The 24,794-nt window shown below is 38.6% G+C and carries 21 protein-coding genes and 1 pseudogene; 13 read left to right on the top strand and 9 right to left on the bottom strand.

What is annotated here, in order from left to right; translation table 11 throughout:
- Positions 1-250: 250 nt before the first annotated feature.
- Positions 251-1,582: pseudogene (gene aptA, locus AAC853_RS09595) on the bottom strand (omega-aminotransferase AptA).
- Positions 1,583-1,900: 318 nt separating this feature from the next.
- Here aptA and AAC853_RS09590 point away from each other — a divergent pair.
- The 3 genes from AAC853_RS09590 to AAC853_RS09580 all read left to right on the top strand — a co-directional run bounded on the left by AAC853_RS09590 (position 1,901) and on the right by AAC853_RS09580 (position 5,588).
- Positions 1,901-2,881, top strand: coding sequence for a hypothetical protein (locus tag AAC853_RS09590; protein WP_340614420.1), 981 nt, complete (start codon positions 1,901-1,903; stop codon positions 2,879-2,881).
- Between the two features lie 222 nt (positions 2,882-3,103).
- Positions 3,104-3,505, top strand: coding sequence for a DUF2946 domain-containing protein (locus tag AAC853_RS09585; protein ID WP_340614419.1), 402 nt, complete (start codon positions 3,104-3,106; stop codon positions 3,503-3,505).
- A gap of 82 nt (positions 3,506-3,587) precedes the next feature.
- Entirely contained in the window at positions 3,588-5,588 is a 2,001-nt protein-coding gene (locus tag AAC853_RS09580) for a TonB-dependent copper receptor (RefSeq protein ID WP_340614418.1), read from the top strand.
- A gap of 140 nt (positions 5,589-5,728) precedes the next feature.
- Here AAC853_RS09580 and AAC853_RS09575 read toward each other — a convergent pair whose 3' ends face one another.
- Positions 5,729-6,223 (bottom strand): MarR family winged helix-turn-helix transcriptional regulator, encoded by a 495-nt coding sequence (locus tag AAC853_RS09575; RefSeq protein WP_338882302.1) that lies wholly within the window; start codon positions 6,221-6,223, stop codon positions 5,729-5,731.
- Positions 6,224-6,438: 215 nt separating this feature from the next.
- Between AAC853_RS09575 and AAC853_RS09570 the strand changes: the two genes are divergently transcribed.
- Entirely contained in the window at positions 6,439-7,299 is an 861-nt protein-coding gene (locus tag AAC853_RS09570; RefSeq protein WP_340614417.1) for an EamA family transporter, read from the top strand.
- Between the two features lie 29 nt (positions 7,300-7,328).
- Positions 7,329-7,925 carry an NADPH-dependent FMN reductase gene (locus AAC853_RS09565; protein ID WP_340614416.1) on the top strand — a complete coding sequence of 199 codons (597 nt, stop codon included), beginning with the start codon at positions 7,329-7,331 and terminating at the stop codon, positions 7,923-7,925.
- Between the two features lie 95 nt (positions 7,926-8,020).
- On the opposite strand, the gene AAC853_RS09560 is transcribed toward AAC853_RS09565, so the two are convergent.
- A complete protein-coding gene (locus AAC853_RS09560; protein ID WP_340614445.1) occupies positions 8,021-8,137 on the bottom strand; it encodes a GNAT family N-acetyltransferase in 117 nt (38 codons plus the stop codon).
- A gap of 98 nt (positions 8,138-8,235) precedes the next feature.
- Positions 8,236-9,642, bottom strand: a complete 1,407-nt coding sequence (locus AAC853_RS09555; protein ID WP_340614415.1) for an MFS transporter — start codon at positions 9,640-9,642, stop codon at positions 8,236-8,238.
- Positions 9,643-9,747: 105 nt separating this feature from the next.
- Between AAC853_RS09555 and AAC853_RS09550 the strand changes: the two genes are divergently transcribed.
- The 5 genes from AAC853_RS09550 (at position 9,748) to AAC853_RS09530 (ending at position 16,799) form a co-directional block, all read left to right on the top strand.
- Entirely contained in the window at positions 9,748-10,530 is a 783-nt protein-coding gene (locus AAC853_RS09550; protein WP_340614414.1) for a helix-turn-helix transcriptional regulator, read from the top strand.
- A gap of 633 nt (positions 10,531-11,163) precedes the next feature.
- Complete coding sequence (locus AAC853_RS09545) at positions 11,164-14,247, top strand: autotransporter domain-containing protein (RefSeq protein ID WP_340614413.1); 3,084 nt, start codon at positions 11,164-11,166, stop codon at positions 14,245-14,247.
- Between the two features lie 185 nt (positions 14,248-14,432).
- Positions 14,433-14,855 carry a trypsin-like serine peptidase gene (locus AAC853_RS09540; RefSeq protein WP_340614412.1) on the top strand — a complete coding sequence of 141 codons (423 nt, stop codon included), beginning with the start codon at positions 14,433-14,435 and terminating at the stop codon, positions 14,853-14,855.
- A gap of 79 nt (positions 14,856-14,934) precedes the next feature.
- Positions 14,935-15,696 (top strand): IS5 family transposase, encoded by a 762-nt coding sequence (locus tag AAC853_RS09535; protein WP_340613458.1) that lies wholly within the window; start codon positions 14,935-14,937, stop codon positions 15,694-15,696.
- Between the two features lie 83 nt (positions 15,697-15,779).
- The gene (locus AAC853_RS09530) at positions 15,780-16,799 is read left to right on the top strand and encodes a hypothetical protein (RefSeq protein ID WP_340614411.1); all 1,020 of its coding nucleotides are present in this window, start codon (positions 15,780-15,782) and stop codon (positions 16,797-16,799) included.
- A gap of 54 nt (positions 16,800-16,853) precedes the next feature.
- Here the strand turns inward: AAC853_RS09530 and AAC853_RS09525 are convergent, their stop codons facing one another.
- Positions 16,854-17,600 (bottom strand): class I SAM-dependent methyltransferase, encoded by a 747-nt coding sequence (locus tag AAC853_RS09525; protein ID WP_340614410.1) that lies wholly within the window; start codon positions 17,598-17,600, stop codon positions 16,854-16,856.
- Positions 17,601-17,723: 123 nt separating this feature from the next.
- On the opposite strand from AAC853_RS09525, the gene AAC853_RS09520 reads away from it, so the two are divergent.
- Complete coding sequence (locus AAC853_RS09520) at positions 17,724-18,911, top strand: MFS transporter (protein ID WP_340614409.1); 1,188 nt, start codon at positions 17,724-17,726, stop codon at positions 18,909-18,911.
- Between the two features lie 62 nt (positions 18,912-18,973).
- Here the strand turns inward: AAC853_RS09520 and AAC853_RS09515 are convergent, their stop codons facing one another.
- Complete coding sequence (locus AAC853_RS09515) at positions 18,974-19,870, bottom strand: LysR family transcriptional regulator (RefSeq protein WP_340614408.1); 897 nt, start codon at positions 19,868-19,870, stop codon at positions 18,974-18,976.
- 138 nt (positions 19,871-20,008) lie between these two features.
- Between AAC853_RS09515 and AAC853_RS09510 the strand changes: the two genes are divergently transcribed.
- Together AAC853_RS09510 and AAC853_RS09505 are read left to right on the top strand one after the other, a co-directional pair.
- Positions 20,009-20,623, top strand: a complete 615-nt coding sequence (locus AAC853_RS09510; RefSeq protein ID WP_340614407.1) for a LysE family translocator — start codon at positions 20,009-20,011, stop codon at positions 20,621-20,623.
- 45 nt (positions 20,624-20,668) lie between these two features.
- The gene (locus AAC853_RS09505) at positions 20,669-21,448 is read left to right on the top strand and encodes a class I SAM-dependent methyltransferase (RefSeq protein ID WP_340614406.1); all 780 of its coding nucleotides are present in this window, start codon (positions 20,669-20,671) and stop codon (positions 21,446-21,448) included.
- Positions 21,449-21,518: 70 nt separating this feature from the next.
- Here AAC853_RS09505 and AAC853_RS09500 read toward each other — a convergent pair whose 3' ends face one another.
- Genes AAC853_RS09500 through AAC853_RS09490 form a run of 3 tightly spaced genes read right to left on the bottom strand, consistent with a single transcriptional unit; the run spans position 21,519 to position 24,262 of the window.
- A complete protein-coding gene (locus tag AAC853_RS09500) occupies positions 21,519-22,403 on the bottom strand; it encodes a radical SAM protein (RefSeq protein ID WP_340614405.1) in 885 nt (294 codons plus the stop codon).
- A gap of 12 nt (positions 22,404-22,415) precedes the next feature.
- Positions 22,416-23,414, bottom strand: coding sequence for a hypothetical protein (locus AAC853_RS09495; RefSeq protein ID WP_338882289.1), 999 nt, complete (start codon positions 23,412-23,414; stop codon positions 22,416-22,418).
- Positions 23,411-24,262 carry a TauD/TfdA dioxygenase family protein gene (locus AAC853_RS09490; protein ID WP_340614404.1) on the bottom strand — a complete coding sequence of 284 codons (852 nt, stop codon included), beginning with the start codon at positions 24,260-24,262 and terminating at the stop codon, positions 23,411-23,413. Before AAC853_RS09490 ends, AAC853_RS09495 begins: the two co-directional genes overlap by 4 nt.
- Positions 24,263-24,794: the final 532 nt, after the last annotated feature.

Below are 24,794 nucleotides of genomic sequence, written 5' to 3'. Positions count from 1 at the left end.
AACTGCGATTGATAAGGTCAGCAATAGGATAGAGCTTTTATTTTGCATAATGAAAATCTATTCGGTTTTAAAGAGGTAAAATGATGACAAACCACCAACAAGAATAGAAGGACGCTTTCGTCTACTGTCTGTAGACATAATTTCCCCATGCATGGCAGAAGACCCAATGCCCAGTTTTGGATATTTAGATGATTTTGATGTGGGTTTGGGCGGTTAGGATACCGCCCATAGAATAAGTTAATAATGACCTTTATTGAATTTGGTGCAGAACATCACCAACCGCATTGAACAGACGATCAAGATCATCAATTTTAGCATTGAACATGGGACCAAATTGCAACGTGTCACCACCAAAACGGACATAAAAACCCGCTTTCCATAATGCAATACCGGCATCAAAAGGCCGGACAACTGCATCTCCATCCCGTGGGGCAATTTGAATGGCTCCCACCAGCCCGCAGTTACGAATATCCACGACATTTGGGCAGTACCTTAGTGCATGTAGTTTTTGTTCAAAATGCGGTGCCAATTCCGCGGCTTGTTGAGGCAGCTTTTCTTTTTCCAGCAGTTCCACTGAGGCTAATCCCGCTGCACAAGCAACTGGATGACCTGAATAGGTATAACCGTGGCTGAATTCAATCATATGTTCGGACAGAGATTGTGACATAAAGGCATCGTAGATCTCGCTGGACGCAATCACACCTCCCAGAGGAATTGCACCGTTGGTAATTTGTTTGGTAAAAGTAAGGATATCTGGGGTCACACCGAAATATTCAGCACCACTCCAGCATCCCAGACGTCCGAAACCAGTAATCACTTCATCAAAAATCAGCAAGATATCGTATTGAGTACAGATTTCCTGTAAACGTTGTAAATAACCTTATGGTGGGATAATAGCGCCGGCAGATCCAGAAAGTGGTTCGACAATAACAGCAGCGATATTACTGGCATCATGCAATTCAATGAGTTTTAGTAATTCGTCTGCCAGTTCAATGCCACCAGCTGCTGGCATCCCTTTAGTAAAAGCCATATTCGATTGTAATGTATGCGGAAGATGATCAACATCCATAAACTGACCAAACATTTTGCGATTACCCCCAATACCGCCAAGACTGGTTCCTGCGATATTGACACCATGATAACCCCGTGCCCGACCGATAAATTTAGTTTTTGCAGGTTGTCCTTGAATCCGCCAGTAAGCACGAGCCATTTTTACTGCGGTATCGACAGCTTCTGAATCTGAACTAGTAAAAAATACATGATTTAAATTACCAGGCATAAGGCTGGCAATTTTATCTGCCAACTTAAATGACAAAGGGTGCCCATATTGGAAACCTGGGGAATAATCCAATGTTCCCAGTTGATCTGAAACAGCTTGACGAATTTCAGCGCGTGAATGGCCTGCTCCACACGTCCATAATCCTGATAAACTGTCATAAATTTGACGACCTTGATCATCAAATAACCAACTTCCTTCTGCTGAGACAATCAAACGTGGATCTTGTTGAAAATGACGATTAGCACTGAACGGCATCCAGTGTGCTTTAAAGTTCAGTTTTTGGAAATGATTTCTATCTGGCATCTTATAGCTCCTCGCACAAGGTTGTAATCAAGAGGTTGCAATGAAATACCTCAATTATCGAATCATTATTGATGAGTTTACTCACAAAAGTGAAACTCACAAATTTTAAAATAGATATAATCATAAAAATATGATGTTTTCCATCCGCTGATTGCTTTTATTACGAGGATTGATAAACTAATTAATTATGCACATTAGGAGGAATTAAATTTAATGAATAAGAGTAAAATTACACGTTAAGTTAAATATATAAAACATTATTCACTTCATATCAAATTGTATATATCCATTAAGTTTATTAAAAATAGGATGGGTGTTATGAATGATAAAGCATATTTTAAATTTCTATTATTAATGTTTACAAGGGTGATTTATTTTTTCTTTATTTTAAATGCAATGGAGGTTAACGCTAATGAGATAATAAAATATAGAGCTAGTATCACACAAACTGATCAAGATGAAAATAATTATAACCCAGTGGAAGCTTATGGAGGGGAGATTCGCTATACTATACCGCCTAATGGAGCTGTAATTCATGCTGAAATTTATGATGCTACGAGTAGAATTGATTACTCCGCAGAAATTGAGGCTGCTATAGATTTTTGGCGAAATGTCGCTCGTGATCTATATCCACAATTAACTATTAGGCGCGCAAATAATTCTCAGGAAGCAAACTTCAGGATTGGTCATTCTTCGGCATTAAGTATGTTAGCAGGAAGACCTGGTCTTGAACCTGCTATCGCTTATATACCACAAACTGGATATATAAATACATTGGCATTAAGGAATGCTAATCTTGCAGGACAATATGGTATATATATTGATAATTTCCTTGTAGGAATGAATGATGAAATAATAGAAGCGATAATGAGAACATTTAGTGATATTTATAATCCACATGAAGCAGTAAAAAGATATATGTATATATTATTAGTACGTCATTTTGGTTATGCTCTCGGTTTCGTTCCTGATAATCCAGTGGTTAACTTATTTGGTAATGATATACCTTGGTATTCTCCAGAAATTTATTATATATCATTATATGATGGGGTAACGCCTAGGCTTATGTATAGAAATAATACATTTGAATATATCAACGACTTGATTAGGATTAACAACGAGGAAGATGCCTTTACCATTAACGATATACGTCTTTCACCTCAAGAAGAATTTGTCATAAGAATATGTTCAAATACTGGGTCATGTATGTTCAAAACTGATAAAAATACGCCAGGTAAATCAATAATGAAAAATTATGATTATGGCGATATTAAAGGACAAAATGGAAATACAATGTAATGGAGAATGAGTTACAGTGATATGGGTAGGAGAAGATGCAGGCCATATCTGAACAGGAAGGCGGGTCTTCTTGGAAGAGAACAGATAAATCCAGCGTTCTAGTGAAATTACGATGCACTGGAACGCTGGTGACTGATACAAGATCCTAAAATATTTTAACAATCCCATCCCAAATGCAGTAAGATTAGCCCTCAATCGTAGAAATTGATCCGGATCATTAGCTTGTTATCGCTTTTTCGCCTCTCACAAAACCGAACACCTGCTATCATCGCCTTACTGGCGATTTTGATGTTGTTCATTGCACCGGTGGTATCAAAAACACTGGAGCACCACCGTGAAGAAATAAAAAGTGAAATAAATCATTGTGTGTTTGTGTCTGATATGCCATCGACACACACGATGAATCATCATGGTGTAGATCATGTCCATATGGGCATAATGGACGATATCGCTTGTGGTTACTGTCAACTTCTGATTAATCTGCCATTATTAGCTGGTGGTTTTATTCCTTTCATTTTACTGACACTCATTGTGTTCAGGGCACCACCAATATTGCGTTTCTTTGGCCCTGTTATTCGGCTGTTTTATGGCGAATCACAACCACGCGCCCCACCCCTTATTTAGTCGGTCTGCTTGAAATAAACCATTTTATTTTCCTTGCCTTACGCAATTTGTATGGCAATGTTACTAATTAAGGGATTTTTTTATGTTTATTACGCAACTATTTCGTATATCACCTCTGACAGCAGCTTTGACTATCGCACTCACAATGCCAAGCAGTGGCTGGGCTGCCAATACCAAAGAAACAGAAGGAAAACACATTACTCATGAGCACGATAATGAAACTGTGATAACGGTAACTGCACCGGCAGTTTCACCACTTGAGGTCGTTTCTTCACTAAAAGTACCTCGTCAACCAATACCTGCTAGTGATGGTTCTGATTACCTGAAAACCATTCCAGGGTTTTCACAGATCCGTAACGGTGGCACTAACGGTGATCCTGTATTCCGTGGCATGTTTGGTTCTCGCCTGAGAATGTTAATTGATGACAGTGAAATCTTGGGCTCTTGCGGTGGACGTATGGATGCGCCAAGTTCTTATATTTCACCAGAAAGTTTTGATGTTTTGAGTTTAGTTAAAGGCCCACAAACTGTACTTTGGGGGCCAGGTAATTCAGCGGGAACGATCCGTTTCGAGCGTATTCGCCCTCAGTTTGAACAATTTGGTGCTCAAGGTAATGTCAGCACAGTTATTGGCTCTAATAGTCGTTGGGATGGTAACGCTGATCTCAGTATTGGCAATGAACTAGGATATATCCGTTTGATCGGTAATAAATCCCGCTCCAATGATTATAAAGATGGTGATGGCAATCACGTTCCTTCCCGCTGGGATAAATGGAATACCGATGTCGCCTTAGGTTGGACACCTGATGAAAATACGTTACTGGAGTTAAGCGCTGGACACGGCGATGGTGAAGCACGTTACGCCACGCGAAATATGGATGGTACTCAATTTAAGCGCAAAAGTTTTGGTGTGCGTTTTGAGAAATCCAACATTGGCGAAGTGTTTGACAAATTCGAATCCAATTTTTATTACAACTACACCGACCATGTGATGGATAACTATTCCATGCGTCATTCAAAAATGAAAATGGCCTCAGAACCTGACCGCCTGACAATGGGTGGCCGTATGATGGGAACTTGGGTGTGGGAAGATTTCAAGTTACAGAGCGGTGTGGATATGCAAACTAATATTCACCGTACCAATACCGATCGCATGATGGCTGAAGCTGAAAGAAATGGCTGGATGAAAAATGTCCGCTTCCGTGATTACGGTATTTTTGGTGAATTAACCTGGGATGCAACTACACAGAATAAAGTTATCGGTGGTGTGCGATTAGATCGTGCAACAGCGTATAAATATACGACTCAACAAGAACGTAAAGAGACCCTACCTGCTGGCTTTATTCGGTTTGAACATAACCTGAAAGAATCTCCGGTGATGCTCTATGTCGGCCTGGGTTATACCGAGCGTTTTCCTGATTACTGGGAGCTGGTTTCGGGTAAAGCAGGCAGCAATGCTTTCACTAATATCAAGTCTGAAAAAACAACCCAATTGGATATCGGTGCACAATATAATGATAACCGACTGAAAGGTTGGATATCAGCGTATATAGGTAAAGTGAATGACTTTATCTTGTTCGATTATCATAACAAGAATGTGGTGGCTGGTAACGTGGATGCCACCATTATGGGTGGAGAAACGGGAGTTTCTTATAATTTTAACGAAAATTGGAAAACTGATGCCAGCCTGGCATATTCCTGGGCGCAAAATACCACTCATCATCGCCCATTACCACAAACCCCACCTCTGGAAGCGCGTCTCGGCCTGACTTGGGAATATGGTGACTGGACTAGCAGTGGTTTGTTGCGTTTGGTAAATAGCCAGCACCGAGTGGCAATCAATGAAGGTAACGTTGTCGGCAAAGACTTTGATCGTAGCAAAGAATTCGCCATCTTATCTGCAAATGCAGCCTATCAGGTGACCAAAAACATTCAAGTTAGTGCTGGTGTTGACAATATTTTTGATAAAGCTTATAGCGAACACCTTAACCTAGCGGGCAATCAGGGCTTTGGTTATTCCGGCAATACAGCAGTAAATGAGCCTGGGCGCACTTACTGGGCAAGAATTAATGTTAAGTTCTAATATTCTTTATTCTTAACTCTACCTCGCCCTGGGATAAATCAGGGCGAGTGTTTTGGAAAAAATCTTTAAGTAAAGATATTGAGTCAATTTATTGATATCTTTATGGAAAGCTACTTTCAATTTGTCTGAAAACTTCGTTCTTAAAAACTCTCTGACTCATTCTCCAGCAACCAATGTCGTAGCAGTGTTGCCAGTTGTTCTTGTTGGGTTTTTGTCAATGGCTTGAGAATCGCAGTTTGGTTCTCCAAATGGCTTTCCACTGCTTTGTCTATCAATGCCCTTCCTTCTGGAGTCAGAAAAATTTTGCAACTACGTCGGTCTTCTTCGTTGGCAATACGCCCAATCAATCCCCGTTGTACCATATGCTCAATACGCGTGCTCATTGCGCCAGAAGTTAACATAACGGATTGATATAGCTCAGTAGGTGTAATTGGTATGTTATTACGACGCAATGTCGCAAGAATATCAAATTCAATGAGACTTAGGCTGTGTTCTTTGAAAGCATGTTGCAAGCGTTGTTCAATAATTTTGTGAATGCGACATAACCGCCCAATAACGCTTATCGACGACGGATCAAGATCTGGGCGCTGCTGTTCCCACTGTCTCAGTAATCGGTCAACGTGATCGTACTTCATGCTTTTTCCCTATTCATTTTATTTCGACAAAAAAGATACTTGATAAAAATCAATTAGGCTATTATTTTAATTTATCTTTACATAAAGATACTTTTATTGATGATTTTTTTAGGTAGTAAGCACTAAAAAGGAGTACTAAAAAAAGTGATGTTAAGAACAAAAAACGAACAAATCAGAAGGACAACAGCATGCTAGAAATTAGATCTATCCATAATATGTTATTGACTGCATTAGCCCCAATTGTTTGGGGAAGCACTTACATTATTACGACAGAAGTATTACCACCCAATATGCCTTTGCTAGCTTCTACCATTAGAGCATTACCTGCTGGTATATTATTACTGTTGATTTGCCGTACTATGCCCAAAGGAATTTGGTGGTTACGTATTATGGTGTTGAGCTTGCTCAATATCGGTGTCTTCTTCTATTTTCTCTTTGTTACGGCAGGATATCTACCTGGTGGTACGGCATCATTAATCATGGCTTGCCAACCCATAATTGTTATCTTGTTAAGTACTTACATATTGAAAACTTCTCTCACAATCAAACATATTATTTCGGCAATATTGGGCGTTGTCGGGATTGGCTTATTAGTATTAAACTCAGCCAGTAGCTTAAATTGGCAAGGCGTTATTACGGGGTTCGCGGGGTGCAGTTGTATGGCTTTAGGGGTTGTGCTTACTAAATATTGGAACCGCCCCACCAATTTATCATTACTCAGTTTTACCGGCTGGCAATTAACTCTTGGAGGGTTAATGTTATTGCCTGTTGCTATTTCTATAGAAGGTTTACCACAACACCTCACTGTAACCAATATTTTCGGCTATAGCTATTTGTGTATAATCGGAGCGGTGTTTTCTTATATTATTTGGTTTCGAGGAATTGAAAAGTTACCCGTTGTAACAATCTCATTTTTGGGATTCCTTGGTGCCCTATCTGCTTGTATTTTAGGATATTTGTTTCTAAATCAAACATTTTCCTTGCCACAAATGTTAGGTGCATGCACGATTATTATCGCTGTTTGGTTTTCGATTCCTCGAAACCAGATAGAAAAAACCGATAATCCTACGATTTGATTAGCTATTACAGAATGACAGGAAAATCAATGAAACTTACTATAATTTCAGGTAGTCAACGCCCAAACTCTTTCAGCCAACGTGTAGCGTGTTATTTACAAAAGTTAAGTAGTGAGTATGGGTTTACTAAAATAGAAATTCTGGATCTCTCCAGTGTAGAATTACCATTACATGATGGTTTTACAACAGATATATCAGCAGAATCTCATCCCTGGCAGCCAATCGCACAACATTTAAGAGAAAGTGAAGCATTTATCTTTGTCACTCCAGAATGGCATGGAATGTCAACTCCGGCGTTGAAGAACCTTTTATTGCATTGTTCTATAGCAGAATTAGGCCATAAACCAGCACTATTGGTGAGTGTATCACATGGAATTAACGGTGTTTATCCTCTTTGTGAATTACGGATGACGGGTTTTAAAAATAATCATGTTTGTTTCTTGCCTGATCATTTAATCTTCCGTCAGGGTGAAAGTTTGATTTTAAAAGATCTCATTTGCAACAATGAGGAGTTTGAAAGTCGCGTTAACTATACACTGAAACTACTTAAATCTTATGCTAAGGCACTGAAGCAAGTTCGTGAAGATGTTGGTGAAGAAAGCAGAAATTATCTGTATGGTATGTAGATAAACAATATTCAGTCCCTTATGCATACTCTCGGCTCAAAAATTTTAGCCGAGAGTATGTGGCTCCCTTATTTAAATCCATTTTCTCTTTTTTATCACAGCCCGTAATAGACCGATAACGTGAGTTCAGTTCTTCGATTTTTAGCATCATTCACTAATGCCTTACCAATTCCCTGCCCCTGTTTATCTGGCGATACAAAAACCGCGGCCAAACTATCAGAATTCAGCCGCCACAAAATTATGAGCTTTGATAGAAGCTTCGAGCCAAACCATATCTGCTCCTGTAAATGGTCTGTTCACTTTTTATATCCTATTGATTTAACTTATTTTTATTTAATCTTTTCAATAAGTAAAATGCAATAAAAGTCGCTACGACATTGTAAAGCATACTGTGAACAAAGGCTTTTTGGTATGTAAACAGAAGCAATGTTTCTATTTCATCAAAATGCCATTGAATTAATATGCTAACCACGGTAACCCCAAAAGCAGCGCCAATTTGTTGCAACGTTGCAATTACTCCTGATGCCATACCTGCGAATCTCACGTTAACAAAAGCCAAAACGATATTAAGCAATGGCGTCATAACAAAACCTTGACCATATCCAAGGAATATTAGAATTGGTACTATCACAAATATCAATGAATTTGTTGGTGACAGGGTGGCAATGGCAACAATCAAGGCAATGAAAGAAAGCATATAAAGTAAGCTTCCAGTAATGATGGCTTTACTACCAAAGCGTTTAACCCAATAAGGGGCATTGAGTGAAGATAAAACAAAACCCACGCTTGCTGGAGCAAAAATCAATCCTGCATTGAATGGATTGAAACCTAAACCATTTTGTAAAAGTAAGGCGAAAACAAGGAAAAATGAACTTGATGTTGAATAGATAAACAAAACCAATAAACAACCTAAACTAAATTGTTTGTTTTTCAATAAATCAAAATTGAATAATGGTGTTTTTCCTTTGGCTACATAACATTTTTCATGATAGAAAAATTGCAGCAGTGTCAGGCAGGCTAAAAAGAGAGATACCCAGCACCACATTGGCCAGTTCAATGTTGGTCCAATCAAAAGTGGTAACAACAAAGCAAAAATGCCAATACTGGAAAGTGCTACTCCAATTAAATCTAATTCCGTTTTTTCTTGAGCAATGCTTTCGTTGAGATAACCTGAGAAAATTAAGGATAATAAACCGATTGGTACATTAACCAAGAAAATTGAGCGCCATTGTAAATCCAATAAATTGGCGGAAATCATCCACCCTCCCAAGGTTTGACCTGCAATTGCTGCTAAACCTAAAATCATTCCTAATAACCCAAATGCGCGACGGCTATTTTCTGCGTCAAAGCTGACACGGATACTGGCATAAACTTGAGGAAATAACAGAGCTGCTGATAATCCTTGTAAAAACCGGGAAAAAACCAAAAAAGTTGCTGTAGGTGCAAAACCGCAAAGCAAGGATGTTAAGATAAAAGCGAGCATACCTAATTGAAATAATCTCCTCCGCCCAAATAGATCCCCTAAGCGCCCTCCTGTAATCAGTAACAAACCAAATCCAATTTCATAGGTTACGATAATAAGTGTAATTTGGAATAAACTGGCTTGTAAGTGTAATTGAATATTGGCGATAGCAACGTTGACAACAAAAAGATCAAAAATAGTCACAAATCCAGCTGATAACAAAACCGACAAGGCTAAATAGTCCCTTTTAGTCATGATAAAAATCCTCACCATGTTTGAGATAAACAGATTTTAATCACCCTATTAGCCTGTTACAATTTAACCATTTATACTATTACTAAAAGTAATGGGTTGAAATAAATGACAAAAATGAAAAGATCTCGTATTGAATTAGCTAACTTTTTACGCACAAAGAGAGAAAGTATCAGCCCTGAATCCGTTGGATTGCCTCATATTGGACGTCGTCGTACTCCTGGGTTGAGGCGCGAAGAGATAGCTGCTTTGGCTGGTGTTGGCGTCACTTGGTATACATGGCTGGAGCAAGGCCGAGAAATTGGCGTGTCCGCTGCTTTTTTAGATAACCTCGCCAAAATATTAAAACTGACCACCGCAGAACGCAGGCATTTATACCTACTGGCACACATGCGTGAGCCTATCGAAACTGGGCAAACTTGGTGTGTTGTTTCTCCATTGATCAAACAGATTATGGATGATTTATCACCTCATTTAACTTATGTGCTGAACTTGCATTGGGATGTTTTAGCTTTTAATCAACCAGCAGATGAATGCTTTCGTTTTAGTCTATTTACAGGAGAACAACGTAATTTTTTGTGGTTATTATTTACCAGTGAGTATTATCGTGAACTATTGTGCCATTGGGAACGAGATGCTTATCGTCTACTCGCTAGCTTTAGGCGTGATTATGCTCTTGTCGCTAAAGACAGTTATATTCAAGAGATTGTGAATAAGCTGATTAAAATATCACCGGATTTTTGTGATATGTGGCATAGACATGAAATCTATGAACCTTGTAATGGAATACGGGAGTTAAATGTAAATGGACAGGAAACTAGTTTCGATTACACATCAATGGTCACTGATTTAGAAAGACATTTACGATTAATTGTTTATGTAAAAAGATGATGAGTCATTCGCATTCGGTTATGATTATTTGTTATGGTTTTTTAAAAATGTTTAATTTATATTGGATAACAATTTATTCACACGGGATAATTTATTTTTGAAAATAAATTATCTACTCTAAATAGAGTAAAAAACCAATAATAATTATTAAAACGAAAGCAATTAAATTTAGAAAAATTTTATAAACACCTTGATAGAAACAGTCATTTAATAAATCATCACTCAAGTTAGTATCGCAAGTGGTGATCACATACATGTAACACAAATAATTAACAATATACAATCAATAAATTAACATTATGCCAAAACCATGCCATTTTAAAGAAGATTTAAGAAGGATGATACTATGTGCATGATCTTTTTATTGTTATAAAATAGTTATAATAAAGTTAATTTTTTCACTTGCATTTTTAGTCTTATTATTATGCTATAGCAACTTGTAGGCAGAGAATATTTATGGTCTGCATTGCTCTGTAGCTAATCAAAATATAGGTCAATCTCACCATAGCTTACTTATTGCATTTCAATCATCGTCATCGGTTTCATTAATAATAACTTTTCAATGAGCAATTTGAAAAACAGCAAATTGAAAGTTGCCAATTTTGCCAATTTTTGAAAAATGGAACTTCTATTATGAAAAAAAACAATTCGGCACGACCGATTTTTTTGTGGATGACATTATTTTTTGGGGTATTACCTATTAACACTTCAATAGCTGCTACTGAATATCAGGAACAGGGTAAGAAAAACTCACCGGATAGCTGGTTATCAGATGAATTTAATCATCAGTGGGGATTGGCTGCTATTGGTGCCCATTATGCCTATGCTCGTGGTTACACGGGTAAAGGCATTAATGTTGGTGTATTGGATGAAGCTGTTACCAACCATCCTCAATTTGCCGGAAAACTGAAAATTTTGAGCCCAAACGATACTTGGAACTACGATAAAGATCCCTACACAGGGATTATCAGTTTTGGAGCTCACGGTAACCATGTTTCTGGGATCATTGCAGCAAACCGGGACGGCAAGGAAATGCATGGTGTGGCATTTGATGCAGGTTTGATTACTGGGAAATATTTACAAAACCCGTATAACCGTACAGAAGCCATGATCCAAAGCAACGCACGTGTCATTAATAACAGCTGGGGCGTTCGTCCCTCTTATGAAACTGATGAAAATGGTAAGCCTAAGAGATGGGAAAATGGGACTGTTAAGTATTACCCAGTCACACTGCAAGATCTCATTAATTATGTCACACCAATTAAAGATGATTTGGATAGGCTAAGCCGTTCCCCAATTCCAGAACTGGACGACTATACGACGAAAACTGCGGGTCTATTGCGGGCAGCGCGTCAAGGCAAATTAGTTGTTTTTGCTGCGGGGAATGCGAATAACTATAACGTCACTTGGTTACATGCGGGTATGCCCTATTTCTTTCCTGACGCATTGAAAAATTATCTCAGTGTTGCCAACCTAACCAGGGAAAACGAGATTAACGTTTCATCAACCCGTTGTGGTTATACCGCCAGCTATTGTTTGTCGGCACCGGGCACAAAAATTTACAGTAGTACGGGAAAATTCGTTTCTAACGTGAATGGAAAAATCGACGAAAAGGCTTTCCAAAATGGTGAGTTGACGATAGATCCTACCCATGATGCCTACACAGGTACATCAATGGCATCACCGCATGTGGCTGGAGCCGCTGCCGTTTTGATGCAACGATTCCCTTATATGACTGCTGGGCAAATCGCAGATGTCCTTAAAACCACGGCAACCGATTTAGGTAAACCGGGTTTGGATGATATGTATGGTTGGGGAATGTTGAATCTGAAAGATGCTATTGATGGCCCTAAGATGTTTATTACCGAAAAGGATATTCCGAAGAAATACTATATTCCTGGTTCTTATTCTGAAACTCAATTTATTGCCAATATTCCAGGTATTGGTGGCATAGTTGAGAAAGGCACTACTGTAGAACGAATCTGTAATAGTATTGAATGTGCTTATGACAGCTGGGGAAATGATATCTCCGGTCATGGTGGGTTGACAAAAACCGGTAACGGTATACTTGAGTTGGCCGGTAAAAATAGCACTTATAAAGGGCCAACTTTGGTTGAACAAGGTCATTTATTGGTTAGCGGCTCCATAACTTCAGACGTTACTGTGCAAGATAACGCAATTCTTGGCGGTGATGGTACTGTCGGTTCAATCATAGCCAACTCTGGTGCCAGTATTGCACCAAGCAGCTTAAGTTCTAACGCTGTCAGTTCCAGTGGTACGTTGAACGTTGATCGTAATGTGACGTTCCAAGCTGGTTCACGTTATCTGGTAAAAGTGGCGCCAAATACCCAGGGATATAGTGATCGCATTATTAGCAATGGTTCGGCTATGCTGAAAGGCGGTGAAGTGCAAGTCACTCTGGAAAATAGTAACAATTTGTTATCGAAGCAAGAGGTTCGTAGTTTGCTTGGGCAGCAATATAATATTCTGCAAGCAACCGGGGGAATCAACGGCAAATTTGCAACTGTAGAGCCAAACTATTTGTTTATTGGTACTGAACTTAGTTACCCGTCCAGTTCTCAATCTAATCGGGTAATGTTGGATATAAAACGTAATTCCACCACATTTGCTAGTTTAGGAGTAACTGCTAATGAACGTGCTGTAGCTAATGCCGCTGATAAGCTGAGTTTGGGGCATCCCGTTTATGAAAGTATCTTGATGTTTGATACAGCGGCACAAGCTCGCCAAGCATTTCAACAACTTTCTTCCGGCCAGATCCATGCTGATATTGCTGCGGCACAAATCAATAATAGCCGCTATCTGCGCGATACGCTGAATACCCGTTTGCGTCAGGCTAATGGTGGAACTATCGAACAGAATATTAAAGTAAATAAAAACGGCGCTTGGGGACAAGTAATAGGTAACTGGCAACGTGCTAATGGTAACAGTGAAGTCAATGGTTATCGTGTATCTAACTATGGTGTGTTATTAGGAGCAGATAAAGAGTTAAGTGATAATTGGCGACTCGGTATCGCTACCGGATATACCCGCTCTTCTTTGAACGGTGGATATCACACTTCAGCACGTAGTAACAATTTCCATTTGGCGCTATACGGTAGTAAACGGATTGATGCTTTGGCATTACGTGCCGGCGCTACTTACAGTTGGCATCGTTTTGATACCAAACGCTCAGTTGCTTTTGGTCGTCAATCAGACAATCTGAAAGCAAAATATGATGCTCAAACCGGTCAATTGTTTACTGAAGCAGCTTACGAAATAAATACTTCCTGGCTGAATCTGGAGCCATTCGCTAATCTGTCTTATGTTAATTTCCGCAATGAGGGTATTAATGAACATGGCGGTGCCGCTGCATTGAACGGTAAGAAACAATCGAAAAATGCAACCTTCTCCACACTAGGTTTACGTGTCGATCAAAAATGGCAATCCGAAAATGAAATCACTGTAGCAGCATATGCTGAATTGGGTTGGCAACATCGGTTTGGTAAGGTAGATCAAGGCACTAAATTAAGTTTTAACAATAGTGATGCCACCTTTACTGTCAACAGTGTTTCAGCCGCGCGTGATGCTGCTGTAATCAAGGTAGGTACGGAATTGGAAACTAGTAAAAATACTAAACTGTCACTGGGGTATAACGGTGTTTTATCGGACAGCCATAAGGATAATGGGGTATTCCTGAATGCCAACTGGAAATTCTAGTTAATAAAAATTGCATTTTGATAGCAGAAACTCACTGCTGGCGAGGGCTGGTAGTGAGTTTTTTTATTCCTCGATATTTTTAGGTCTTTGTATCCACTTTGGCACAAATCACCTTGGTAGCACCAAATAATGATTAAATTAGATAATGTATTTGAGTCATTAAATCGATCCAAAGGAGGAAAATTGTGGCTTATCATAAAATCTTATTAATCAGTTTATTTTCCGTTGCAACAAGTTCTTTAGCTTTAAATAATAATGGTGCTCCATTGATGAAATCAACCGATCCTGGCGCTGAAAAATTTAGAACTGTTGGTAAATTCAATGGAACCTCACACTGTACTGCAACCTTGATTTCTGGTGAAAATGTACCGAATGAGGATACACCAGCTTTGATACTTACCGCAGGGCACTGTGTAGATAGCAATGTAGGTACAAATGATGTCATCGTTGATCAACCTGCACCTGAATTTTGGCGATATACACCAGACTATTTCATTGATAAGAAAGAAGAGTTATCACCAATAAAAGTCAACCGTATTTTATATTCAACGATGAAATACGAAGATATTGCGGTATTACAATTGGATGCAACTTATAGGGCGTGTTGACGTTTCGTGGAGGGAAGTTTGAACAGCATGATGATCTGGTATCATTGTCTTCGCGAAAAAACCATTACCCCAGCTCATCATGCCAAGAACAATGTTATCAAAATCTTTATGGAATACGCTAGCTGTATTAATGCAACAACATGGATGTATTTACCACAAAGACGCGCATTACCTGACTTTCGAAGGGATCCTTTATCGAATGAGAACGGGATGTCCGTGGCGGGATTTACCCGATGAATTTGGCAAATGGAATACGCTTTTTAAGCGCTTTAACGCCTGGTCAAAGAAAGGTGTTTTTGAATTATTATTCAAATTGTTATCTGAAAATACAGACACCGAATGGTTATTCATTGATGGGAGTATTATCCGCGCTCATCAACATAGCTCAGGGGCAGCTTCAACAGAAGATGAAGCCATCGGTAAAAGTCGAGGTGGACGTTCGACTAAAATTCATTTGGCCGTAGACAGTTATGGTTTGCCTGTCCATTTTGAGCTGTCAGGGGGTCAAACGCACGACATTGTACATGCAGAAAGTTTGGTCACCCATTCACCCGCATCCGATTTTGTGATCGCGGATAAAGGTTACGATAGCGGTACTTTCAGAGATTTCGTTGAAAAACAAGGTTCAAAAACGGTCATTCCCTATCGAAAAAATAGCCGAAAACCCGATAAAAGTATTGATGAAGTTTTATACTGTTATCGGCATTTGGTCGAAAATGCGTTTGCCAGAATAAAACATTTTCGAGTTATTGCGACAAGATACGATAAATTGGCGCGAAATTACGCCAGTATGTTGGCACTGGCGTTTGTCATTATATGGTTACCGATGTGGGTTGAGTAAATGGTGAACTCAAAACGTCAACAGCCCCTAGTGATTTAGCGAAAAAAGGCTATCATCCTTTGAAGTTGAAAAAAAACCTAGATATGAAACATCAACCTATTGTGTTGACTCATATTCCTGTCGATAACGTTGATTACAATTACGCTTATCTCAGAAAATCTGAGTGTAACATCACCGGAAAATCACCCGTTTTATATGAGGGTGGCTCTCCATGGATTTGGACTCCGGTTTTCTCCGTGAATTGTGATGGAGTCGCTGGTGGAACGTCTGGTTCCCCTGTTTTCGAAAACGATAAAACAGACGTGATTGGTGTGCTGAATACAACCGTAACACCAGGAATGACCGGTTGTGGCCTTGGCAGGCCTTGTACTATCGAAAACAATACAGGCGTTCCAACAGAAGGTGCCAGCTATTTTATCCCTGTCGATAGTATTGCCAATGCGTTGACCAGGGATAACAAGTTAGATCTGTCTAAATTGGAAAATAACAGCGGTAATATTCTGGAAAGAAGTCCTCTTTGGTCACGTTGGATAACTCAGAGCGTTAATCCTGTTGACGGCGAGAAAGCAAAATGGGACATCGTTATCAAGGAAAATGTTAACGTTAAGAATATTCGATATAAAACAGGATTAATCAGTGATATCGATTGTTCTGCTGAAGCAGGATACAGTGCTTCTATTCCTGCAAACCAAAGCCCGCTGCAAAACATGCTGCTTCCTGATAAAGAAGGTATCTATAAACTCTGTGTTATTCACCAGGATAATGATGGACAATGGCAAAAGACAAAAGATGCTTCTGTCATGTTGCGAGAAATTGATAATACTCCTCCATCAATTAAGCCCGTGTTAAATAAGGATGATTATGGGGATGTTTGGCGTATAACCGTTAACACTCGCCCGTATGATATCTCAAGTGTACAAATTAAATATGGGTCTAAAGCAACAACAAATTGTGACGATAAAACAGGTTATAGCTATCCCTGGAGGCTAACAATGTTAGCAAAATCTGAAGCACCATGGCGTGTTTGCGCATATGGTGAAGATATGGCAGGAAATGCTGGCCCGATTAATGTACTTGATATTGAAGCAACTACGACGAAGTAAAATGTAAATAACTCACTGCTGGCAAGGGCTGGCAGTGAGTTTTCTTTTATCGTCTCATTTATTCTTGCTTACGATAAAAATCATTTCTTCTGACTGATCATGATAAGTTTCTCCTTGCCAGTTACCGAATACATTTGTCGCAATTAAATTCGCGTCAGCCAATGCTTGCTGGATCTCAGCAAAACTGGCAAATGTAATTGCTGAAAATGCCTGGTATTCCTGCTTGTTATTTAAAATTTGATAGTAAGTGCCGTAAGTCACAGTAGTATTGTGAACTCGAAAATCATTCCATGCCAAAACAGGGCCGAATGTTGGATGGATAAACTCACGTTTAGAATCTGCTATTGTCCAAGTCAACCACTCTTTTGCTAAAGGATTACGGCTGTCAAAGATACATTGTCCTCCTTCTGCCAAGTGTTCATAAATCCGTTTAAGCACGGTAACTCGCTCTTGATGAGTTAAGAACACTTGAAAAACGTGACCGGATAAAATGATTAAGTCGAATTTCTGAAATAATGCCAACTGCTTAGCATCGGATTGTACCCAAGTGATTCGTGCTCCTGCTGATTTTGATTTAGCGATATCCAACATGGAGCTAGCAATATCACAGCCAAATACCACTTTATCGGGATAAGTGAGGGCAATTTTATTCGTGAGTGTTCCAGTGCCACAGCCCAGATCTAAAATGGCATGAGCATTTTTAGCAAGTTCAACGTAATAATCGTAATCTGGTCCCCATTCGTTATCGAAATCATAAAACTGGGCTAAGTCACTGTCTTGGTAAAGTCGATCAATTGCCATATATAATAATCCCTAGTATGTTATTTAATATCATCGTACTAACTTCCCCTATTTCTCGTTCTTTTTTCATCAAATAATTCTACTGTTACCAATCCCATTTCTTATATTGAAGGAGGCTTAACTATGCCACCACGTACTGTTCTATCTATGATGCTACTTATATTTTCACTTATTGTATTTTTCATTGGTGCGACAGAATTTATGTTATCCCCCATGCTAAAACCCTTGGCCGATGCATTTAGGACAACAACAGACAAGGCCACTTGGCTGGTATCTTGTTATGCCCTCGCCTACGCACTTGCAGCACCAATTTTCGGTTGGTTATCTGATCGGATAAATCGACGCAAATTATTGTTGGTATCATTACTGTTTCTATTCCTTGATGGATTAGCATTAACGATAGCTCCCAACTTGGAGATTGCAATGGGGTTACGTATTTTGGGTGGCATTGCTTCAGCCGCTTTAATTCCGACCATATTTGCGCTGATCGCAGAACTTTTCCCATCCCATAAACAGGCATCGGCAATGGGCATTGTTATGCTTGGTATGACAGCTGGAATTGCAGGAGGTCCTATTTTTGCCGGTGTCTTGACAGAGTTATTTGACTGGCAAGTGCCATTTTTAGTGAGTGCGGTAGGTTGTTTGTTGCTCTATGTTTTAAGTAAAAAAGTTTTGAGAAGAAAATATATTCCAAACAAGATTGACGCCCTAAAAACAGTTCATAAAAAGACAATGTTTCAAATTGGATGCCAAAGAAATTTAATATACTTCCTTATTGCGAAAGGGCTTTGGAATGGTACAGCAGTATCTGCCTTTATATTAGCCGGAGAGGTTTTAAGGCATCATTACGTGATGGGAACAGGAGTTGTCGGTATTTCTGTTTCTGTATTTGGCATCGGGCTTGGTTTGGGTAATCTATCCGTAAATATCGTGAAGCACCTGATTATCAGAGATGAATGTGCTCTTTTGTTAGCCATAATTTTAATTTTCATCACCAGTATTGCATTTATGTTATTTCCCCTGTTTTTGATTTTTAGTTTGGCTTGTCTGATGTTATGGGGATATGCACTTGGACTTGCTGCTCCGATAAGCACTTCAATTCTTGCAAGTCGTGCAAAGCAGGATAAAGGTCAAATACTGGCTATCTCAGAAAGTTTGAATAATCTAACCATTTTATCTTTACTTCCTGTCGCTACTATGTTGCTGACAAAATATGGTACTGAAGTAACGGTGATGCTACTGGGAAGCTGTTTTATCGTAGCAATTGGACTAACACTGAAAGATATGTTAGTGACACCGTCACCTAATTAACGTCATTAACTGCTATTAAAGATAGTAAACACCTTCACAAAATAATAACTGCCAGCAGGCGATTAATGACGGCAAAAATCAGTAAGTCGAATTTGGGTTTCATGGAATGTTTTTTTCAACCATGCAAGAAAAATAGCTTGTGGTGTATTAACCTCGAAAATTTCAGGTGATATCAAATAATAAGCAGAACCATCTGGAATGAAGCCATAAGGTGCACTTATTCTCCTATCACTCAATTCTTGTTCAATCATATATATGGAGCTTATTCCAACGCCATGTCCAGCCATCACTGCTTCTAATAAAATATAAAAGTGTTCAAACCAGAGTTCATTCTGTTTTGGGATAATTTGCTTAATTTCTGACATCCAGTCATTCCATGCTTCAGGACGAGTACGGGTATGTAATAAGGTAAGTGGCTGGTGTGTGGTAACATGATTTTCTGCGTTAGGTAAACAAATCGGGCCTATCCATTCCCTTCCCAACTGTTCAGCAACATAACGTTTATCCCAAAGAAAATCATTGCGGCGAATAGCTAAATTCACTGAATTGCGTGAAAAATCGATATTTCCACCCCCAGAGACTAAATGAATTTCGATATCAGGATGATTTGCTTTAAACGCTATTAGCTTTGGAATGAGCCACTTCATCATAATCGTGGGTTCACATGAAACAACTAATGGTGTTAATTGTGAAGATTGTTGAAGCCCATCAATTGTCAATGTCAGTAATCCAAATGCTTGTTGGCAGGCTTGTTTGAGTTTTTCACCTGCCGTTGTCAAGAAGATCCCCCTATTTCTCCGTTCAAACAAGATTACCCCCAAAGTAGCTTCTAATTGTCGGATTTGACGGCTTACCGCCCCCTGGGTGACGAATAATTCTTCCGATGCTTTAACTAAACTTTGGTAACGGGCTGCTGTTTCAAATACTCGTAGTGCATTTAATGAGGGAAGATTTTTCATTGCTGTCCTTTTGAGCGGTGTTGCGCATTATCGTTGATTTTTTCTCAATCATTCTAGCGTAAATTAATCGTTATTCTTTAGCCAAAAAATAAAGAAAATAAGTCAGTAAAATGTGATAAATGATGATCAGAGGACATAATGACAGAGTTAATTGCTGTAGCCGTTATTACTATTCTTGCTGTTATCAGCCCTGGCGCTGATTTTGCGATGATTACTCGTAACAGTTATCTTTATGGCCGATGGGCAGGTATAGTGGCGGCTTTCGGGATAGCGTCAGGTGTCTTGGTTCATGTTACTTATTCCATTCTGGGTATTGGTATTTTGATTGCTCATTCTCCCAATATATTGCTTGCTATAAAAATGGCTGGAGCGGCTTACCTGATCTATATCGGCTACAAAACACTTATCTCAAAAACGACAGTTGGTGTTGATATTAACTTAAACAAAACTGCTTCAATGGCATCTTTTAGGACAGGTTTTCTAACTAATGTATTAAATCCAAAAACAACACTTTTTGTTGTCAGTATATTTACTCAAATTGTTTCACCATCGACTGGTATTGGATTACAAATTGGTTATGGGATCTTTATGTCTCTTATGCACCTTATCTGGTTTATTGGCGTGGCTGTTTTCTTCTCTCACCATAAACTCAGAGCCACAATGTTAGAAAAGCAAACCGTACTTAATCGTATCATTGGCATTATTTTAATGGGATTAGGTGTTTCTTTGGGGGTAATCCCTATCACCAATTGATACGTTACAAAAGTGATTTTAAAACAACCGTAAGAGGTCACGATTATGCCAATCAACTTTAACGCACCAGAAAATAAACATACTTATTTTGGTCGTGAGGCTCAACAAGAATGGTTCGATTTAATGCAGAAGTTGGTCGATCCATGTGATAAGGAAATCGCGGATATTGGTTGTGGTGGTGGTATTTATTCTCTGGCCTGGCGGAAAATGGGCGCTAAAAAAGTCACTTGCGTTGATTTTTCCCAACAGATGTTAGCTGATGCAGCGGAAAATACCCAAGGTTTGCCAAATATCGTTATCAAACAAGGTGATGCTCTTTGCACTGGCTTACCTGATAGTAGCCAGGATATTGTCTTTGAAAGAGCGCTGATCCACCATATCCGTCGAGAAAATAGAATCTCTTGTTTTGCTGAAGCTCATCGATTATTGCGTTCTGGCGGAGTATATCTCTTGCAGGATAGAACCTTGCAAGATATCCAATTTCCTGGATCGCCTGAACATATTCGTGGTTATATCTTCGACGTCTATCCTCACCTGATGAATTTTGAAAATCAACGCAGGCCAGACAATATTGAAGTGATTGATGGCTTACAATCCGTTGGTTTTAAACAAGTTAAAGCATTTTCTCTTTTGGAAAAAAAGACTGTCTATAAGAATTTTTCACAATTAGCCGTAGAGCTTCAGGCGCGTAAAGGGCGCTCTATATTGCATGAATTAAGTGATGAAGAGATAGCTTATCTAATCAAGCATATTGAAAAATCGCTGGGTAATGATACAGATATCGTTGAGAAAGATTTTTGGACTGTATGGATGGGAATAAAATAAAGAATATCTGCGATGGATGTCTTGTGGAGCATCCATCGCACGAGCCAATTGATGACGTAATAGTGACACATTACATAATTCGGTACTTACTGCGAATATCCCTGACTTGAGATTTTAATTGTCCACAACCTCCCCAAATTTCTGTTCCATCACTTTTATCTGATATACACCGAAAACCGGCTTCGGTAAGTGATTGGGCAAAAAACGGCATATTTTCTGAAGGATTCAATGTTATGCCATTGATATCACTCACTTCATTCAAGTACTTTAACTTGATAATGAATGTGTCTTTATCCACCAGATCTTTTAACCGTGCCAAATCCTCTTGGGAATCATTGATTCCCTCTATCATCAGATAATTGACGATAACAGGTACACCTGTATGGTGATGATATGTTGAAAAATGGTCAAGAAGGTCTTTGATACCAAATTTTGCTTTTGATGGAATGAGCATGTCACGCTGTTCGTCTGTGGTGGCATGAAGAGAAATGGAAATCATATCAAGCGGAAGCTCATAAATTTTATCTCCAGCGTGGCGAATACCCACTGTTGTCAGGGTAACCCTATTTGCCAATGTTTGTTTTTTGAACTCAGTTATTGCCCCGCTGATCTCTTTCAGATTCAACATTGGCTCACCCATTCCTGCAAACAATATCGTATTAAGCCTTTGGCTGTCACCCAATGCTCCTGAATGCAATAAATGTTCATGACATAACAAGACTTGCTGTACTATTTGTTCTGTTGTCATATTTCCCAACGGCTGTTGTCTGCCTGTTTCACAAAACACGCAACCAACCGCACAACCGTATTGGCTGGATATGCAGAGATAAGGCAAATGTTGATCTGTATGCATAAAGAAAGTCGATTCAACGCTTTTTCTTAAATCTGAGTCATTTGCTGATAGCAAATATTTCTTGGAGCCATTTTCTGACTCTACTATTTCGCTGATTTTCATTTTTACACCTTCTCAATATTCTTGGGCACGGCGATGCATATCAGAGACTCCGCACATTTTTGGACTGGACAACGGCAAGTTAGATTGCATAACTTCTTGATGTGTTTTAACGGGATCAAGGAATAATTGATGGATTTCATCCATATCCAGTTCGGAAAGATAACCACTATTAATCCCTTGATAATTTTCTGGAACAGTGGTTGTGGTAGGAAATACGAGCTGATCAGGGTATAACCGACCACTCCAAAATTCGTCGCCTTTATCCAATGGCTTAACCATATCAGGATCAACAATTTCAGAAATTTTAGCCTTGTTAGGGAATCGCAAGCTGTTTTCGGCTGCCGGATAGTCATGAATTACCATCCAATCGACAATATTTTGTTGTCGTTCCATCAATCCAATATCTTTAAAGAATGTTGTTAACACAATGGGGATCACGATCCCTCCTGCGTTGCGATAATACTCAATAAAAGCGAGCCGTTTCTTTAATTGCTCATTGGTATCTAATGCACTAACCGAAACTCTCATCTCAGCCTTTACCGTGATTAAACGCTGCGCAATATCATCAGTCATCTTTTTAAAGAATTTGGTGATGAAAATCATTAAGATCCCAGTTTCTCGTGCCAATTCAGCCATTCGCGTAGATACGGCCCAATTCCATGAAGGATCACTATTCCACCCGCATCTGACGTATTTTTGTGAATCAGGTAATGCTTGTAGATCGCCGGAAAAAATATCTTCATCCAAGTGATTATCGATACGTTTACCAAAGTCGATCCCATTTTCCCAACTAGAGATAGCGGAAAAACACATGCCATAACAAGCCATACTTTCTGGTAAACAACCAGTTACGACATCTGTGGTTAAGCTATTAAATGGCAAATCACCCGCTATTCCTGCCCTGATTAACATAGGTTCGGCAGGACTAAGATTACGCCCATGAATATATTTTTTATTACTATCTCTAATCAATTGAGTAATGGATTTCTCTTTTTCTCTTGATAGGTTCATATCAAATTCCCCCCAACAGTCCAACCAGGTATCTCCGGTTGGTAGGATGTATCAGGATATATTTTCAATCCTTTGATAAATCTATTTCCGGTAAAACATTCGCGGCGATGTAAAAGTTGGCTATTGTCATATAGTAACAAATCGCCTTCTTCCCATTGATGGGAATAAATATTTTCTGGTGACAAGATCTTATCTAAAATGGCGTTTTTGAGTATGTCTGAGTTTGGTAATATTTTCTTATCGAGAAAAAATGCGATAGTATTTTCACTAACATAAACAAAACGTCGTTTCGTTTGTATATTTTCGAGCATGACCGGATGAGCAACGGTAATATGAGGCACATTGTCATGTGAAGCTGCTGGCTGGCGAGTAGAATACAAATTATTCATTATCGATATTTCATCATGGGTGAAACCAAGGTGGTTTACCGCTGTTGAAGCAAAGGATGTATTGCCCCCACTAAACTGCACAACTTCACCATATAAGATGCTAACGGAGGCCGGATTAATCCTAAACTCCTGATCAGAATGCCAAAAGTCGGTATCATTTCCGGCAAAACCCAATTGTTCACCATTGCTATCACAAATATTTGTTAAATAAGCGATGTATTTTCGATTGTCTGATAATGAAATTTTTCTGGCTGGTTCTTCGAGTCTTCCGCTTCCTATATACTGTGCAAAATTCACTAGTGCCTCATCATCCATCTTTTGATTTTTGAAAATCAATAGAGCGTATTCTGATAAGTATAACTTTATTTTTTTATATTCTTCTGATGATAACTCTGAAAGACTTTGGCAGGTTATATAAGCACCAAATCTTCCCTTGATAGGCTCGATTTTAAACGACATATATTATTCCTTCTTTAGTTAGAGATTATTGGTGATTTTATGTTTTATAAAAAAATTAATATAAAATGATAAAATATTTTAATCTTTTTTGATTATATTGACTCTTTATTCTTTGATGATTTGGTTAATTTATTTGATGTGTAATAAAAATCATATTTAAATAATAAAAGCCGTTAATTTATATTTAATTTCTATTTTTTAATTAATAAATATTATGTTTTTATTTAGAATAAATTTAATCGTGATGATTTATGATTTAAACATCAATAATTTCAGTTCGCATTGATAATATCTTTATTTTGTGATAATAATCACATTATTATGTTGATAGATTGTTGTTTTTATTTATTGTTTTATATTTCAAATGATTATGTTTGTGTTGTGGGTTTTTGAAATAAGAAAGAGCTTAGATAAATATAATTCTTTTTTTAATTAATAAGCAGTTTTTCAATTAGTTAAACAATATCGATATACGCACAATTTACAACACGCTGTGAAACGTGATTTCTCCCTGCAAAGCAGGGAGAAATCA

The organism is Xenorhabdus thailandensis, assembly GCF_037996785.1.
Taxonomy (GTDB): domain Bacteria; phylum Pseudomonadota; class Gammaproteobacteria; order Enterobacterales; family Enterobacteriaceae; genus Xenorhabdus; species Xenorhabdus griffiniae.
The sequence above is the reverse complement of the archived record's forward strand: the minus strand, read 5'-3'. Positions and strand labels throughout refer to the sequence as shown.

Coding starts and splice junctions, on each gene's coding strand:
- AAC853_RS09590 (WP_340614420.1), top strand. CDS start 1,901: ATGAATGATAAAGCATATTTTAAATTTCTATTATTAATGTTTACAAGG.
- AAC853_RS09580 (WP_340614418.1), top strand. CDS start 3,588: ATGTTTATTACGCAACTATTTCGTATATCACCTCTGACAGCAGCTTTG.
- AAC853_RS09575 (WP_338882302.1), bottom strand. CDS start 6,223: ATGAAGTACGATCACGTTGACCGATTACTGAGACAGTGGGAACAGCAG.
- AAC853_RS09570 (WP_340614417.1), top strand. CDS start 6,439: ATGTTATTGACTGCATTAGCCCCAATTGTTTGGGGAAGCACTTACATT.
- AAC853_RS09565 (WP_340614416.1), top strand. CDS start 7,329: ATGAAACTTACTATAATTTCAGGTAGTCAACGCCCAAACTCTTTCAGC.
- AAC853_RS09555 (WP_340614415.1), bottom strand. CDS start 9,642: ATGACTAAAAGGGACTATTTAGCCTTGTCGGTTTTGTTATCAGCTGGA.
- AAC853_RS09550 (WP_340614414.1), top strand. CDS start 9,748: ATGACAAAAATGAAAAGATCTCGTATTGAATTAGCTAACTTTTTACGC.
- AAC853_RS09545 (WP_340614413.1), top strand. CDS start 11,164: ATGAAAAAAAACAATTCGGCACGACCGATTTTTTTGTGGATGACATTA.
- AAC853_RS09535 (WP_340613458.1), top strand. CDS start 14,935: ATGCCAAGAACAATGTTATCAAAATCTTTATGGAATACGCTAGCTGTA.
- AAC853_RS09530 (WP_340614411.1), top strand. CDS start 15,780: ATGAAACATCAACCTATTGTGTTGACTCATATTCCTGTCGATAACGTT.
- AAC853_RS09525 (WP_340614410.1), bottom strand. CDS start 17,600: ATGGCAATTGATCGACTTTACCAAGACAGTGACTTAGCCCAGTTTTAT.
- AAC853_RS09520 (WP_340614409.1), top strand. CDS start 17,724: ATGCCACCACGTACTGTTCTATCTATGATGCTACTTATATTTTCACTT.
- AAC853_RS09515 (WP_340614408.1), bottom strand. CDS start 19,870: ATGAAAAATCTTCCCTCATTAAATGCACTACGAGTATTTGAAACAGCA.
- AAC853_RS09510 (WP_340614407.1), top strand. CDS start 20,009: ATGACAGAGTTAATTGCTGTAGCCGTTATTACTATTCTTGCTGTTATC.
- AAC853_RS09505 (WP_340614406.1), top strand. CDS start 20,669: ATGCCAATCAACTTTAACGCACCAGAAAATAAACATACTTATTTTGGT.
- AAC853_RS09500 (WP_340614405.1), bottom strand. CDS start 22,403: ATGAAAATCAGCGAAATAGTAGAGTCAGAAAATGGCTCCAAGAAATAT.
- AAC853_RS09495 (WP_338882289.1), bottom strand. CDS start 23,414: ATGAACCTATCAAGAGAAAAAGAGAAATCCATTACTCAATTGATTAGA.
- AAC853_RS09490 (WP_340614404.1), bottom strand. CDS start 24,262: ATGTCGTTTAAAATCGAGCCTATCAAGGGAAGATTTGGTGCTTATATA.